Source organism: Pseudomonas sp. GM17 (assembly GCF_000282175.2).
Lineage (GTDB): Bacteria > Pseudomonadota > Gammaproteobacteria > Pseudomonadales > Pseudomonadaceae > Aquipseudomonas > Aquipseudomonas chlororaphis.
In genome coordinates this window covers 2036119-2050923 of record NZ_CP124732.1, presented here as the reverse complement: position 1 = coordinate 2050923, position 14805 = coordinate 2036119, and the positions used below count along the sequence as shown (strand labels likewise).

Genomic DNA, 14805 nt, shown 5'->3' with positions numbered 1-14805 from the left:
GCAATCCTATCCAGTGCCGATACGCTCAGGCTTGTCGCAATCCTTACCGGCCGTTGCGACCCAGCCACTGCTCAGCCAGGGCACGGGCTTTGGCGTCCGCCGCGAACACGGCGCTCAGTTCATCGACTGCAACAACCGGCTCGAGGCTTAAAACTTCTTCGATGATACTCGCGATCTCGGGGTAGCGGATGCGCCGTTCGAGAAACGCGGCAACAGCCACCTCGTTGGCCGCGTTCAACATGGCCGGAGCGCTGTTGCCAGCTTCCGCGGCCTGGCGCGCCAAACGCAAGCAAGGGAACCGCTGTTCATCAGGTGCCTGGAAATCCAGGCGCGCCACGGCGAACAGATCCAGAGGCGGCACGCCGGAGTCGATCCGCTCCGGCCAAGCCAGGGCGTTGGCGATCGGCGTGCGCATATCCGGGTTGCCCAACTGGGCCAACACCGAACCGTCCACGTAGTCGACCAGCGAATGAATCACGCTTTGTGGATGAATCACCACCTCGACCTGGGCTGGCTTGGCATCAAACAACCAGCACGCCTCGATCAACTCGAGGCCTTTGTTCATCATGCTGGCCGAATCGACGGAAATCTTGCGCCCCATGGACCAGTTAGGGTGGGCACACGCCTGCTCGGGCGTTACCTGCTCCAGTTCGGCCAGCGGAGTTTGGCGGAACGGGCCACCGGATGCGGTCAGCAAAATACGCCGCACCCCCACATTGCTCAACCCACGGGAAAAGTCCGCGGGCATGCACTGGAAGATGGCGTTGTGCTCACTGTCGATAGGCAGCAATACCGAACCGCTCTTGCCCACCGCCTGCATAAACAGCGCGCCGGACATGACCAGTGCTTCTTTATTGGCCAGGAGAATTTTCTTGCCGGCCTCGACGGCAGCCAGGGTCGGACGCAAGCCCGCAGCACCGACGATAGCCGCCATGACCGCGTCGACTTCAGGATCGGACGCCACCTCACACAACCCCTCTTCGCCCACCAGTACATGGGTGCGCGAACCGGCATTGCGCAAGTCCTCCTGCAAGCTGCGCGCGGCAGCGATATGCGGGACGACGGCAAAACGGGGAGCGTGACGGATGCACAGCGCCAGCAACTCAGCCAGACGACTGAAACCGCTCAAGGCGAAGACCTGATAACGCTCGGGATGACGGGCAATGACATCCAGCGTACTGAGGCCGATAGAGCCGGTGGCTCCGAGAACCGTAATCTGCTGTGGGCGACTCACAATGCAGCCATCCACAACAGCACGGCGAATACCGGAATGGCCGCGGTCAGGCTGTCGATACGATCAAGCACGCCGCCATGCCCAGGCAGCAGGTTACTGCTGTCCTTGATCCCGGCCTGGCGCTTGAACATGCTTTCGGTCAGGTCGCCGACCACCGAGATGAACACCACGATAGCCGCTCCGAGCAAGCCTAGAATGATCTGCCCGACGGACCAGTCCGCAACCAGACCGACCACCGCAGTGATCACCAGGCTCAGCAGCAGGCCGCCGTACACCCCCTCCCAGCTCTTGCCCGGGCTGACCTGCGGCGCCAGCTTGCGCTTGCCGAACGCCTTGCCGGAGAAGTAGGCACCGATATCAGCGCCCCAGACCAGCACCATCACCGCCATGATCAACCAGTTGCCCAAAGGCTGCTGCTTGATGAAGACCAGGCCTTGCCAGGCCGGCAGCAGAATCAGCAGACCGATCACCAGCTTGGCCGCGGCACCAGCCCAATGCTCACGGGTACGCGGATAGGTGAGCACCAGGAAAGTCGCCAGCCCCCACCAGAGCACCGCAGCCCCCAGCACCCAAGGCGCGATACCTGGCAACAGCTGCATCAGGAACAACAGCGCAGCGACCACTACTGCATAGGCAATACGGGTCGACTGAGCCTCGAAACCCGCCAGGCGCGCCCACTCCCAAGCCCCGAGGGTCACCACCAGCCCAATAAACAGGGCGAAGGCAGAACCTTCGAGCAAGAAAAAACCGCACAAGGCGATCGGCAGCAGGATCAGCGCAGTAATGATTCGTTGTTTGAGCATTAAACCCGGGCTCCAGCTTCGACCTGCTCGCTCGTTTTACCGAAGCGGCGCTGGCGAGAAGCGTAATCGGCCAGCGCAGCGCGCATGGCATCGTGTTTGAAGTCCGGCCAGAACAGGTCGGAGAAGTACAGCTCGGCATAAGCCAGCTGCCAGAGCAGGAAATTGCTGATGCGGTGCTCGCCCCCCGTACGAATGCACAGGTCCGGCAATGGCAGGTCGCCAGTCGCCAGGCAGGTTTGCAACAACTCAGGGGTAATGTCCTCAGGACGCAGGTGCCCCGCCTGAACTTCCCGCGCCAGGCGCTGAGCGGCCTGGGCGATATCCCACTGACCGCCATAGTTGGCAGCGATCTGCAGAATGAAGCGGTCACTACCCGCAGTCATCGCCTCCGCCTCGCGCATTGCCGCCTGCAACTCAGGATGGAAACGCGAACGATCGCCAATGATGCGCAGGCTGATGTTGTTTTCGTTGAGGCGTTTGGCCTCGCGGCGCAATGCCTTGAAGAACAGATCCATCAAGGCGCTGACTTCATCGGCCGGCCGCTGCCAGTTCTCACTGGAGAAGGCAAACAGGGTCAGCACCTCGACCTTGGCCTCGGCGCACACCTCGATCACCGCGCGAACAGCATCGACACCCGCCTTGTGCCCGGCGACGCCGGGCATGAAGCGTTTTTTTGCCCAGCGATTGTTGCCATCCATGATGATCGCGACATGGCGCGGCACCGAGGACGGCGCACTCTGCTTGGTCTTGTCCATTTAAAGCCCGACCCTTATACGGCCATCAGGTCCTTTTCTTTTTCGTCAGTTGCCTTAGCAATCTGAGCCTCGAACTCTTTGATCAGCTTGTCGATCTCAGCACCGGCGCGACGCTCTTCGTCTTCACTGATTTCCTTGTCCTTGGACAGCTTCTTCAGATCGCCCAAGGCATCGCGACGAATATTGCGCACGGCAACACGGGCATCTTCAGCAGCAGCACGCGCCTGCTTGGTGAAGCCTTTGCGGGTTTCCTCAGTCAGCGGCGCCATTTTGATCAGCAGCAGCTCACCAAGATTGGTCGGATTGAGGTTCAGGCCGGCACTGCCGATGGCCTTGTCGATTGCCCCAAGCATGTTGCGCTCGAATGGCACTACCTGCAGGGTCTGAGAGTCTTTCACAGTAACGTTGGCCACACCGCTCAATGGGGTGTCAGTGCCATAGTAAGGCACCATCACGCTACCCAGGATGCTCGGGTGCGCCTTGCCGGTGCGGATCTGGCCAAACGCGTGAGCCAGCGACTCCAGGGACTTCTTCATGCGCTCTTGAGCGTCTTTCTTGATTTCGTTGATCATTGTTCGCCTTCCTCGATCAGGGTTCCTTCAGCGCCGCCATGCACGATGTTCAGCAGGGCGCCGGGCTTGTTCATGTTGAATACGCGCAATGGCATCTTGTGGTCGCGGCACAGGCAGATCGCCGTCAGATCCATGACACCCAGCTTGCGATCCAGCACTTCATCGTAGGTCAGATGATCGAACTTCTCGGCATGCGGGTCTTTGAATGGGTCTGCGGTGTACACACCGTCAACCTTGGTTGCCTTGAGCACTACGTCGGCATCGATCTCGATCGCCCGCAAGCATGCTGCGGAGTCGGTCGTGAAGAACGGGTTGCCGGTACCGGCAGCGAAGATCACCACTTCCTTGGAGTTCAGATGGCGCATCGCCTTGCGACGGTCATAGTGATCGGTCACACCCACCATGGAAATGGCCGACATGACGATCGCCGAGATATTCGCACGTTCCAGCGCGTCGCGCATGGCCAGGCCGTTCATCACAGTGGCCAGCATGCCCATGTGGTCGCCTGTTACCCGATCCATGCCTGCCGCACTGAGCGCCGCGCCACGGAACAGGTTGCCACCACCGATGACCAGGCCAACCTGAACACCGATGCCCACCAGCTGGCCGACTTCCAGCGCCATGCGATCGAGCACCTTAGGGTCGATCCCGAACTCTTCCGAGCCCATCAGGGCCTCGCCGCTAAGCTTGAGTAGAATGCGTTTATAGCGAGCTTGATAACCACTGCCCTGCTGAGCCATTGCGAATCTCTCCTGCGGCGTATTTTAAAAATTCTCTGCAAGCTGTTTGCAGCCTGCGTTCACTCTAGCTTGACGCTGTCACAGCGCCATCAGAACACGACTTTGTAAACCGGTTCCGAAGGCAACCCAATAAATTGGTTACCCCATTTGAAAAGAGGCTGCGCGCGTGAGCGGGCAGCCTCTTTCGGGCGACAGTTGAAAAACCGTCTTACTGTTGCTTGGCAGCAGCCAGTTGTGCGGCAACTTCTTCAGCGAAGTTGTCTTCTTTCTTCTCGATGCCTTCACCTACCGCGAAGCGGGTGAACGAAACGATTTCTGCGCCGCCTTTCTTGGCCAGGGCACCTACGGTGACTTCTGGATCCTTGACGAAAGCTTGCTCAACCAGGCTGGCTTCGGCCAGGAACTTGCTGATACGGCCACCGATCATTTTTTCAACGATTTCGGCTGGCTTGCCTTTCATCTTGTCTTCGTTCAGCTGCAGGAACACGGCTTTTTCGCGCTCGATGGCTTCAGCGGAAACTTGCGATGGCAGCAGGAACTCAGGGTTGCTTGCAGCCACGTGCATGGCGATGTCCTTGGCCAGTTCCACGGAACCGCCTTTCAGGACAACCGCAACACCGATCTTGTTACCGTGCAGGTAAGTACCGACCACGTCACCTTCAACGCGAGCCAGACGACGGATGTTGACGTTCTCGCCAGTCTTGCCAACCAGGACCAGACGATCGGCTTCTTGAGCTTCGATCAGCGGAGCGGCATCGGTCAGCTTGTCAGCGAAAGCTTTTTCGACGCTGGCAGCAACGAATGCCTTGAAATCGTCCTGCAGAGCCAGGAAGTCGGTCTGCGAGTTGACTTCCAGCAGAACGGCGGCTTTACCGTCGTCCTTGATGGCGATGGCGCCTTCAGCAGCGATGTTGCCTGCTTTCTTGGCAGCCTTGATGGCGCCCGAAGCGCGCATGTCATCAATGGCTTTCTCGATGTCGCCGCCAGCCTTGGTCAAGGCTTTCTTGCAGTCCATCATGCCTTCGCCGGTACGCTCGCGCAGTTCTTTAACCAACGCTGCAGTAATCTCTGCCATTTTCAAATTCCTCTTGGATAGGTTTTCAACCATTCCACCCGACTCAACGGGCGATCAATTCTTGAGCTGCGCTCTCGAAAACCCTTGATAGCCGCCACACATGACAAGAACTGCAGGGGCGCCATCGGTAAATGATTTCCGAGGTGGCAAAAAGGGGGCCTAGCCCCCTTTTTGCGTACTGAGTAAACGCTAAGCGTCAGTTACTCAGGCTTCAGCTGCCGGCGCTGGAGCGTCTTCAGCGAATACTTCGGTGCCGCCAGCAACGTTGTTGCGGCCACGGATCACGGCATCAGCCATCGAACCCATGTACAGCTGGATGGCGCGAATGGCGTCATCGTTGCCTGGGATGATGTAGTCAACGCCTTCCGGGCTGCTGTTGGTATCGACAACGCCGATGACCGGGATGCCCAGCTTGTTGGCTTCGGTGATCGCGATGCGCTCGTGGTCAACGTCGATCACGAACAGTGCGTCAGGCAGACCGCCCATGTCCTTGATACCACCCAGGCTACGATCCAGCTTTTCCAGATCGCGAGTGCGCATCAGCGCCTCTTTCTTGGTCAGCTTGGCAAAGGTGCCGTCTTCCGACTGAACTTCCAGGTCACGCAGACGCTTGATGGAAGCACGGATGGTCTTGTAGTTGGTCAGCATGCCGCCCAACCAGCGGTGATCGACGTACGGCGAACCGCAACGTGCTGCTTCTTCAGCAACGATCTTGCCAGCGGAACGCTTGGTGCCGACGAACAGAATCTTGTTTTTGCCCTGGGCCAGACGCTCTACGAAAGTCAGAGCTTCGTTGAACATTGGCAGGGTTTTTTCAAGGTTGATGATGTGAATCTTGTTACGCGCGCCGAAAATGTACTTGCCCATTTTCGGATTCCAGTAACGGGTTTGGTGACCGAAGTGCACACCGGCCTTCAGCATATCGCGCATGTTGACTTGGGACATGATAGTTCCTTAATAAGTCGGGTTAGGCCTCCACGTATCCCAATGACCAACCAACAGCTTGTGCTGAGGGCACCCAGGTCATCGTGTCGACACGTGTGTGGGTTTAGGCTTTTCAGGGCATCCCCGGAAAGCGGCGCATTTTATACCACAAGAAGGGTAAAAACGGAACCCGGATTCTCATTTCCCCCGGAGGGCTTTTTTGCTCCCCCCTTGGAATCGGGCCAGAATGCTCCACTGTTATAGAAAGAAGCGACGCACAGAGCCTCAGATTTGCCCCGGGGCTCTGTTAGAATCGCACCTTTGAGGCTTTTGAAAGCGCGGCGACCCCACAGCGGGTTCAGCCTTCGATGCACCGTTTTCAAGCCATTCCGTGTTTATCCGCGCCACTGAGCGTCAAGAGAGCCTGTATGACCGTCACCCTCAAAACTCCCGAGGACATCGCAAAAATGCGTGTCGCCGGCAAACTGGCCGCCGAAGTGCTGGAAATGATTGCCGAGCATGTCAAACCCGGCGTGACCACCGAAGAGCTGGACCGCATCTGCCACGACTACATCGTCAATGTGCAGCATGCGATTCCCGCGCCGTTGAATTACAAGGGTTTCCCCAAGTCCATCTGCACCTCGATCAACCACGTGGTGTGCCACGGCATCCCGAACGAGAAGCCGCTGAAGGATGGCGACACCCTGAACATCGATGTCACCGTCATCAAGGATGGCTACCACGGCGATACCAGCCGCATGTTCCACGTCGGCACCGTGCCGGTCTGGGCCGAGCGCCTGTCGCAGATCACCCAGGAATGCATGTACAAGGCCATCGAACTGGTCAGGCCGGGCTGCCGCCTGGGCGACATCGGCGAAGTCATCCAGAAACACGCTGAAAAGAACGGTTTCTCGGTGGTGCGCGAGTTCTGCGGCCACGGTATCGGCAAGGTGTTCCACGAAGAGCCGCAGATCCTGCACTACGGCCGCGCCGGCACCGGCATGGAACTGAAAGCCGGCATGACCTTCACCATCGAGCCGATGATCAACCAGGGCAAGGCCGACACCAAGGTGCTGGGCGACGGCTGGACCGCGATCACCAAGGACCGCAAGCTCTCCGCGCAGTGGGAGCACACCCTGCTGGTGACCGAGACCGGCTACGAGATCTTCACCCTGCGCAGCGATGACACCATCGCGCGCGTCTCGGCCTGATCCACGCAGTCGCGCCCTGACCTATAGATAGAAAGGAAAGCCAATCAATGCCGCAGGTGGATCCCGAATTGTTCGACCGCGGCCAGTTCCAGGCGGAACTGGCCCTGAAGGCAAGCCCTATCGCTGCCTTCAAGAAAGCCATTCGTCAGGCACGTGAAGTGCTCGACGAGCGCTTTCGCAGCGGACGGGATATCCGCCGGCTCATCGAGGACCGCGCCTGGTTCGTCGATAACATCCTGCAAAAGGCCTGGGACCAGTTCGACTGGAGCGACGACGCCGACATCGCCCTGGTGGCGGTCGGCGGCTACGGTCGCGGCGAGCTGCACCCCTACTCCGACATCGACCTGCTGATCCTGCTGGACAGCGCCGACCACGAAATTTTCCGCGACTCCATCGAACGCTTCCTGACCCTGCTCTGGGACATCGGCCTGGAAGTCGGGCAAAGCGTGCGCTCGGTGGAAGAATGCGCCGAAGAGGCCCGCGCCGACCTGACGGTGGTTACCAACCTGATGGAAAGCCGCACCATCTGCGGCCCCGAACGCCTGCGCCAGCGCATGCTCGACGTCACCAGCACGGCGCATATGTGGCCGAGCAAGGACTTCTTCCTGGCCAAGCGCGCCGAACAGAAAGCCCGGCACCACAAGTACAACGACACCGAATACAACCTGGAACCCAACGTCAAAGGCTCGCCCGGCGGCCTGCGGGACATCCAGACCATCCTCTGGGTCGCCCGTCGCCAGTACGGCACGCTGAACCTGCGGGCCCTGGCCGGCGAAGGTTTCCTGGTGGAAAGCGAGAACGCGCTGCTGGCTTCGTCCCAGGAGTTCCTGTGGAAAGTCCGCTACGCCCTGCACATGCTCGCCGGGCGTGCCGAAGACCGCCTGCTGTTCGACCACCAGCGCTCGATCGCCAAGCTGCTGGGGTTCGAGGGCAACGATGCCAAGCAGGCCATCGAAAGCTTCATGCAGCAGTACTACCGGGTGGTGATGAGCATCGCCCAGCTCAGCGACCTGATCATCCAGCATTTCGAGGAAGTCATCCTCGCCCCGGAAGACGAAGCGCCGCCGCAGCCGATCAACTCGCGCTTCCAGCTGCACGACGGCTACATCGAGGCGATCAACGCCAATGTGTTCCGCCGTACGCCGTTCGCCATGCTGGAAATCTTCGTGCTCATGGCCCAGCACCCGGAGATCAAGGGCGTACGTGCCGACACCATTCGCCTGCTGCGCGAAAATCGCCACCTGATCGACGACGATTTCCGCCACGACATTCGCAATACCAGCCTGTTCATCGAGCTGTTCAAGTGCGAGATCGGCATCCACCGCAACCTGCGGCGGATGAATCGCTACGGCATTCTCGGGCGTTATCTGCCGGAGTTCGGCCATATCGTCGGGCAGATGCAGCATGACCTGTTCCACATCTATACGGTCGACGCCCACACCCTGAACCTGATCAAACACCTGCGCAAACTGCAGTACACCCAGGTTTCGGAGAAATTCCCGCTGGCCAGCAAGCTCATGGCCAAGCTGCCCAAGCCCGAACTGATCTACCTCGCCGGGCTCTACCATGACATTGGCAAGGGCCGGCACGGTGACCATTCGGATATCGGCGCCGTGGACGCGGAAGCCTTCTGCATCCGCCACCAGTTGCCACTGTGGGACACGCGCCTGATTGTCTGGCTGGTGCAGAACCATCTGGTGATGTCGACCACCGCCCAGCGCAAGGACCTGTCCGACCCGCAGGTCATCCATGACTTCGCCCAGGTCGTGGTCGACCAGACCCGCCTGGACTATCTCTACGTGCTGACGGTTTCCGACATCAACGCGACCAACCCGACGCTTTGGAACTCATGGCGCGCCAGCCTGTTGCGCCAGCTCTACACCGAGACCAAGCGCGCCCTGCGCCGTGGCCTGGAAAACCCGGTGGACCGCGAAGAGCAGATCCGCCAGACGCAAAGCGCCGCCCTGGACATTCTGGTCCGCGCCGGCACCGACCCGGACGACGTCGAGCAGCTCTGGGCGCAACTGGGTGACGACTACTTCCTGCGCCACACCGCCGGCGATGTGGCCTGGCACAGCGATGCGATCCTCCAGCAGCCGGCCGACGGCGGCCCGCTGGTGCTGATCAAGGAAACCACCCAGCGCGAATTCGAGGGTGGCACGCAGATCTTCATCTACGCCCCGGACCAGCACGATTTCTTCGCCGTGACCGTGGCCGCGATGGACCAGTTGAACCTGAACATCCATGACGCCCGGATCATCACCTCGAGCAGCCAGTTCACCCTCGACACCTATATCGTGCTCGACAATGACGGCGGCTCGATCGGCAACAACCCGCAACGCGTCAAACAGATCCGCGACGGCCTTACCGAGGCCCTGCGCAATCCTGACGACTACCCGACCATCATCCAGCGTCGAGTACCGCGTCAGCTCAAGCACTTCGCCTTCCCGCCGCAAGTGACTATCCACAACGATGCCCAGCGCCCGGTCACCGTGCTCGAACTGAGCGCTCCCGATCGCCCCGGCCTGCTGGCGCGCATCGGCAAGATCTTCCTGGAGTTCGACCTGTCGCTGCAAAACGCTAAGATCGCCACCCTGGGCGAGCGCGTGGAAGACGTGTTCTTCATTACCGACGCGCATAACCAGCAACTGTCCGATCCCCAGCTGTGCAGCCGACTGCAGGACGCCATCGTCGAACAGCTGAGCGTCAGCCAAGAACCGCCTACCGCCTTGACGCGCCTGAGCTTCTGACCACGCGCCACGACCCGCTTTGAGTGAGACACCGCCCCGATGAACAACGCTCTGAACCAGCTGCAGCCCTACCCGTTCGAGAAACTCCGCGCCCTGCTCGGCGGCGTCCAGCCCAACCCCGACAAGCGCCCTATCGCGCTGTCCATCGGCGAACCCAAGCACCGCTCGCCGAGCTTTGTCGCCGAGGCCCTGGCCAATAACCTCGACCAGATGGCCGTGTATCCGACGACCCTGGGTCTTCCAGCCCTGCGCGAAGCCATCGCCAGCTGGTGCGAACGGCGTTTTGGCGTGCCCGACGGCTGGATCGACCCGGCGCGCAATGTGCTGCCGGTCAACGGCACCCGCGAGGCGCTGTTCGCCTTCACCCAGACTGTGGTCAACCGTGGCGACGACGCGCTGGTGGTCAGCCCGAACCCCTTCTATCAGATCTACGAAGGCGCGGCCTTCCTCGCCGGCGCCAAGCCGCACTACCTGCCGTGCCTGGATGAAAACGGCTTCAATCCGGACTTCGACGCGGTACCGGCCGAGATCTGGCAGCGTTGCCAGATCCTGTTCCTGTGCTCGCCGGGCAACCCGACCGGCGCACTGATCCCGATCGAAACCCTGAAGAAACTCATCGCCCTGGCCGACCAGTACGATTTCGTGATCGCCGCCGACGAGTGCTACAGCGAGCTGTACTTCGACGAGCAAACGCCGCCACCCGGCCTGCTCAGCGCCTGCGCCGAGCTGGGACGCCAGGACTTCAAGCGTTGCGTGGTGTTCCACAGCCTGTCCAAGCGCTCCAACCTGCCGGGCCTGCGCTCCGGCTTCGTCGCCGGCGACGCCGAGATCCTCAAGGGCTTTCTGCTGTACCGCACCTACCATGGCTGCGCCATGCCGGTTCAGACCCAGCTGGCCAGCATCGCCGCCTGGAACGACGAAGTGCATGTGCGCGCCAACCGCGCGCTGTATCGCGAGAAGTTCGATGCGGTGCTGGAGATCCTGGCGCCGGTACTCGACGTGCAGCGCCCGGACGGCAGCTTCTACCTGTGGCCGAACGTGGCGGGCGACGACACGGCGTTCTGCCGCGACCTGTACGAACAGGAACATGTGACCGTAGTGCCGGGCTCCTACCTGTCGCGCGACGTCGACGGCAGCAACCCGGGAGCCGGTCGGGTGCGTATGGCCCTGGTGGCGCCATTGGCCGAATGCGTGGAAGCCGCCGAGCGGATCCGCGATTTCGTGTTGCGCCGTCAATAACTCCCCCCCTGTAGGAGCGAGGCTTGCCCGCGATAGAAACGACGCCGTACAACTGATACACCGCGTTATCGTTCATCGCGAGCAAGCTTCGCTCCTACAAGCAGACCGACGTTATTTCACCTGCCCCAGATTGGCCTCGCTGAGGTCCAGCTCGCCCAATACCTCGCGCAATACGTCGTCGCCGATCTGGTGCTGGCGGCTCAACCGATACAACTCCAGCCGCTGCGCCCGCAGCGCCTTCAAACGCAATTTGCGCTCCAGCAAGTCCATCTGAAACGCCAGCGCCTGGGCTTCGGCGGAATCGTTGAACACCTCCAGTTGATGGCGATACTCCGACATCAGCCGCCCCTTGAGTTCGGTGGCCAGCGCCGCCTGGGCCGCATCCGGCGAGCTGGCCCCATCGGCCACTTCCTCGGCCTCCAGGGCATGGATCGCCGCCTCGGCGGTTTTGCGCCAGGCGTCACGCACTTCGGCATGCCGCTTCTCGTCAGGACTCTTCTGGATGCCCCGCAGTAACAGCGGCAAGGCGATACAGGCGGCCACCAGCGACAGCAGGATCACCCCGGCGGCAATGAAGATCAGCAGGTCGCGCTCGGGAAAAGCCTCGCCCGCTCCCAGCAACAGCGGCACCGACATGACGCCCGCCAGGGTCACCGCCCCGCGTACCCCGCCCACCGTCAGCAACCAGCAGGAGCGCGCGGTCGGCACCAGGGTCAGCTCACCCTTGCCGCGCCAGCGGCGCAACAGGCCGGACAGGCGCCAGATGCTTTGCACCCAGATGAACCGCAGCACCAGCAATACCAGGAAGATCGCTCCCACATCCAGGCAGCGATAGAACAGGGTCGGCCACAAGGTGGTTTCGTGGCTGACCACGGCCTTGATGATGTCCGGCAGTTGCAGGCCCAACAGCAGAAAGATCAGGCCGTTGAAGGCGAACTCCAGCAGCGACCAGACGCTGCGGTTGAGCAAGCGCGTGCTGGTCTGCCGGGGCAACAGATCGAGCCAGCTCTGCATCATCCCCGCCGCCACCGCCGAGAGGATGCCCGAGGCTCCCAGGCGCTCGGCCAGCACGTAGGCGGCGAACGGCAGCAACAGCATGAACACCACATGGGTCGCCGGGTCGTCCCAGCCGCGGGCGATCATCCAGGCTCGCAAGCGCCCCACCAGCCAGCTCAGGGCCACGCCAACCGCCAGGCCGCCGACGGCCACCAGGACAAAAGTCAGGCTGGCATTGGCCAGGGAAAACACCCCGGTCACGGCCGCCGCCAGGGCGAACTTGAAGGTCACCAGGCCGGAGGCGTCGTTCATCAGCGCCTCCCCCTGCAGCATGTGCATCAAGGGCGTCGGCAGGCGGTTCTGGGAAATCGCCGAGACCGCCACGGCGTCGGTCGGCGACAAGACAGCCGCGAGGGCGAAGGCGACCGGCAAGGGAATGCTCGGCAGCAACCAGTGAATGAAATAACCGGCCCCCACCACGGTGAACAGCACCAGGCCCACGGCCAGGGTCAGGATCGGCCCGCGCAGGCGCCACAGCTCGCGCTTGGGCATGCGCCAGCCATCGGAGAACAGCAGCGGCGGCAGGAACAGAAACAGAAACAATTCCGGGTCCAGGGCCACGTGCAGCCCCAGGGTGGGCCAGGCCAGCAAAGCCCCGGCGGCGATCTGCAGCAGCGGCAACGGCAACGGAATCACCCGTCCGACCAGCCGCGAGAGACTCACCAGCATCAGCAGGATAAGGACGGTATAAGCGGTTTGCATAAAGCGGTTTTCCCAATCGATCAGCAGCGGACTTCAGGCAACAGGTTACCGTCGAAGTGCCATATTAGCCGCTTAAGCTGGGGCCTCGCCGCTGCACAAAAGTCGCAAGCGGCCCATGCCGCTGTCACACAAAGCTACAAAGCCGGGCCTTCGCCGACGCCGAACCGGCGCGGGCATGGCATAATCCGTGACCTTTAACTCCAGCATCTCAAAAGGGGGCAATTCCTTGACCGCTTCAAGCAAAACGTTGCACCTTTTCGGCATCAAAGCCTGCGACACCATGAAAAAGGCGCGCACCTGGCTCGATGAACACGCTGTCAGCTATGACTTCCATGACTACAAAGCGGCCGGAATCGACCGCGAACACCTGGCCCAGTGGTGCAACGAGCACGGCTGGCAGGTGGTGCTGAACCGTGCGGGCACGACCTTTCGCAAACTCGACGACGAACGCAAAGCCGATCTCGACCAGGCGAAAGCGATCGAACTGATGCTCGCGCAACCCTCGATGATCAAGCGCCCGGTGCTCGATCTCGGCGACCGAACCCTGATTGGCTTCAAGCCCGATATCTACGCGGCAGAAATCAAATAACGCCTGCCCGCTCAATTTTGTAAGAGGTAACAGCATGTCCACTACCCTGTTCAGCCTGGCCTTTGGTGTCGGCACTCAAAACCGTCAAGGCGCGTGGCTGGAAGTGTTTTACGCCGCGCCCCTGCTCAAGCCGTCCGCGGAAATCGTTGCCGCCATCGCCCCGGTGCTGGGTTACAGCGAAGGCAACCAGGCCATCACCTTCACCACCACCCAGGCTGCAGAACTGGCCGACGCCCTGAAAAGCATCGACGCCACCCAGGCCGCGCTGCTGACCCGCCTGGCCGAGAGCCACAAGCCGCTGGTCGCCACCCTGCTGGCCGAAGATGCCCAGTTGACCTCCACCCCGGAGGCCTACCTGAAGCTGCACCTGCTGTCCCACCGCCTGGTCAAGCCGCACGGCCTGAACCTGGCCGGGATCTTCCCTCTGCTGCCGAACGTGGCCTGGACCAACCAGGGCGCGGTGGACCTCGGCGAGCTGGCCGAGCGTCAACTGGAAGCCCGCCTGCGTGGCGAGCTGCTGGAAGTGTTCTCGGTGGACAAGTTCCCGAAAATGACCGACTACGTGGTACCGGCCGGCGTGCGCATCGCTGACGCCGCGCGTATCCGCCTGGGCGCCTACGTGGGCGAAGGCACCACCGTGATGCACGAAGGTTTCGTCAACTTCAACGCCGGTACCGAAGGCCCGGGCATGATCGAAGGCCGGGTGTCCGCTGGTGTATTCGTCGGCAAGGGTTCGGACTTGGGCGGCGGTTGCTCGACCATGGGCACCCTGTCGGGCGGCGGCAATATCGTGATCAAGGTCGGCGAAGGCTGCCTGATCGGCGCCAACGCCGGTATCGGTATCCCGCTGGGCGACCGCAATACCGTGGAATCGGGCCTGTACGTGACCGCCGGGACCAAGGTGGCGCTGCTGGACGAGAACAACCAGCTGGTCAAGGTGGTCAAGGCCCGTGAGCTGGCCGGCCAGCCTGACCTGCTGTTCCGTCGCAATTCGGAGACCGGTGCCGTGGAGTGCAAGACCCACAAATCGGCCATCGAACTGAACGCAGCGCTGCACGCTCACAACTAAGCGTCACGCACCTCTACCTGCAGGAGCGAGGCTGGCCCGCAAAGCTTTGGGCTGCCTCGAGGCCCCCTTGGCGGGCAGCCTCGCTC

General features: G+C 61.4%; 13 protein-coding genes. 5 read left to right on the top strand and 8 right to left on the bottom strand.

Translation table 11 applies throughout. From position 1 onward, the window contains the following. Window positions 1-43 precede the first annotated feature (43 nt). The 7 genes from ispC to rpsB form a co-directional block, all read right to left on the bottom strand. Window positions 44-1234, bottom strand: a complete 1191-nt coding sequence (gene ispC, locus PMI20_RS09145) for a 1-deoxy-D-xylulose-5-phosphate reductoisomerase (RefSeq protein ID WP_007924068.1) — start codon at window positions 1232-1234, stop codon at window positions 44-46. Further along, complete coding sequence (locus PMI20_RS09140) at window positions 1231-2037, bottom strand: phosphatidate cytidylyltransferase (RefSeq protein ID WP_007924070.1); 807 nt, start codon at window positions 2035-2037, stop codon at window positions 1231-1233. Before PMI20_RS09140 ends, ispC begins: the two co-directional genes overlap by 4 nt. After that, window positions 2037-2792, bottom strand: coding sequence for a polyprenyl diphosphate synthase (gene uppS / locus PMI20_RS09135; protein WP_007924072.1), 756 nt, complete (start codon window positions 2790-2792; stop codon window positions 2037-2039). Before uppS ends, PMI20_RS09140 begins: the two co-directional genes overlap by 1 nt. A gap of 14 nt (window positions 2793-2806) precedes the next feature. Then, window positions 2807-3364, bottom strand: a complete 558-nt coding sequence (gene frr / locus PMI20_RS09130) for a ribosome recycling factor (RefSeq protein WP_007924074.1) — start codon at window positions 3362-3364, stop codon at window positions 2807-2809. Continuing rightward, window positions 3361-4104, bottom strand: coding sequence for a UMP kinase (gene pyrH, locus PMI20_RS09125; protein ID WP_007924076.1), 744 nt, complete (start codon window positions 4102-4104; stop codon window positions 3361-3363). The genes frr and pyrH overlap by 4 nt, the downstream gene beginning before the upstream one ends. A gap of 208 nt (window positions 4105-4312) precedes the next feature. Continuing rightward, window positions 4313-5179: a translation elongation factor Ts gene (tsf, locus tag PMI20_RS09120; protein ID WP_007924077.1), complete on the bottom strand. Its 867-nt coding sequence runs from the start codon at window positions 5177-5179 to the stop codon at window positions 4313-4315. A gap of 204 nt (window positions 5180-5383) precedes the next feature. Continuing rightward, window positions 5384-6124, bottom strand: a complete 741-nt coding sequence (rpsB, locus tag PMI20_RS09115) for a 30S ribosomal protein S2 (protein ID WP_007924078.1) — start codon at window positions 6122-6124, stop codon at window positions 5384-5386. A gap of 407 nt (window positions 6125-6531) precedes the next feature. Here rpsB and map point away from each other — a divergent pair, with 407 nt between their 5' ends. From map to dapC, 3 genes are read left to right on the top strand one after another with little or no spacing between them, the layout of a single operon-like run. Next, a complete protein-coding gene (map, locus tag PMI20_RS09110) occupies window positions 6532-7314 on the top strand; it encodes a type I methionyl aminopeptidase (RefSeq protein WP_007924079.1) in 783 nt (260 codons plus the stop codon). A gap of 47 nt (window positions 7315-7361) precedes the next feature. Continuing rightward, window positions 7362-10064, top strand: coding sequence for a [protein-PII] uridylyltransferase (locus PMI20_RS09105; RefSeq protein WP_007924080.1), 2703 nt, complete (start codon window positions 7362-7364; stop codon window positions 10062-10064). 39 nt (window positions 10065-10103) lie between these two features. Beyond that, window positions 10104-11303 carry a succinyldiaminopimelate transaminase gene (gene dapC, locus PMI20_RS09100; RefSeq protein ID WP_007924081.1) on the top strand — a complete coding sequence of 400 codons (1200 nt, stop codon included), beginning with the start codon at window positions 10104-10106 and terminating at the stop codon, window positions 11301-11303. Window positions 11304-11414: 111 nt separating this feature from the next. On the opposite strand, the gene PMI20_RS09095 is transcribed toward dapC, so the two are convergent. Beyond that, window positions 11415-13061 carry a Na+/H+ antiporter gene (locus PMI20_RS09095; RefSeq protein WP_007924082.1) on the bottom strand — a complete coding sequence of 549 codons (1647 nt, stop codon included), beginning with the start codon at window positions 13059-13061 and terminating at the stop codon, window positions 11415-11417. 280 nt (window positions 13062-13341) lie between these two features. Between PMI20_RS09095 and PMI20_RS09090 the strand changes: the two genes are divergently transcribed. Together PMI20_RS09090 and dapD are read left to right on the top strand one after the other, a co-directional pair. Next, window positions 13342-13650 carry an arsenate reductase gene (locus PMI20_RS09090; RefSeq protein WP_238437447.1) on the top strand — a complete coding sequence of 103 codons (309 nt, stop codon included), beginning with the start codon at window positions 13342-13344 and terminating at the stop codon, window positions 13648-13650. A 34-nt stretch (window positions 13651-13684) separates the two neighbouring features. Then, window positions 13685-14719 carry a 2,3,4,5-tetrahydropyridine-2,6-dicarboxylate N-succinyltransferase gene (gene dapD, locus PMI20_RS09085; RefSeq protein WP_007924084.1) on the top strand — a complete coding sequence of 345 codons (1035 nt, stop codon included), beginning with the start codon at window positions 13685-13687 and terminating at the stop codon, window positions 14717-14719. Window positions 14720-14805: the final 86 nt, after the last annotated feature.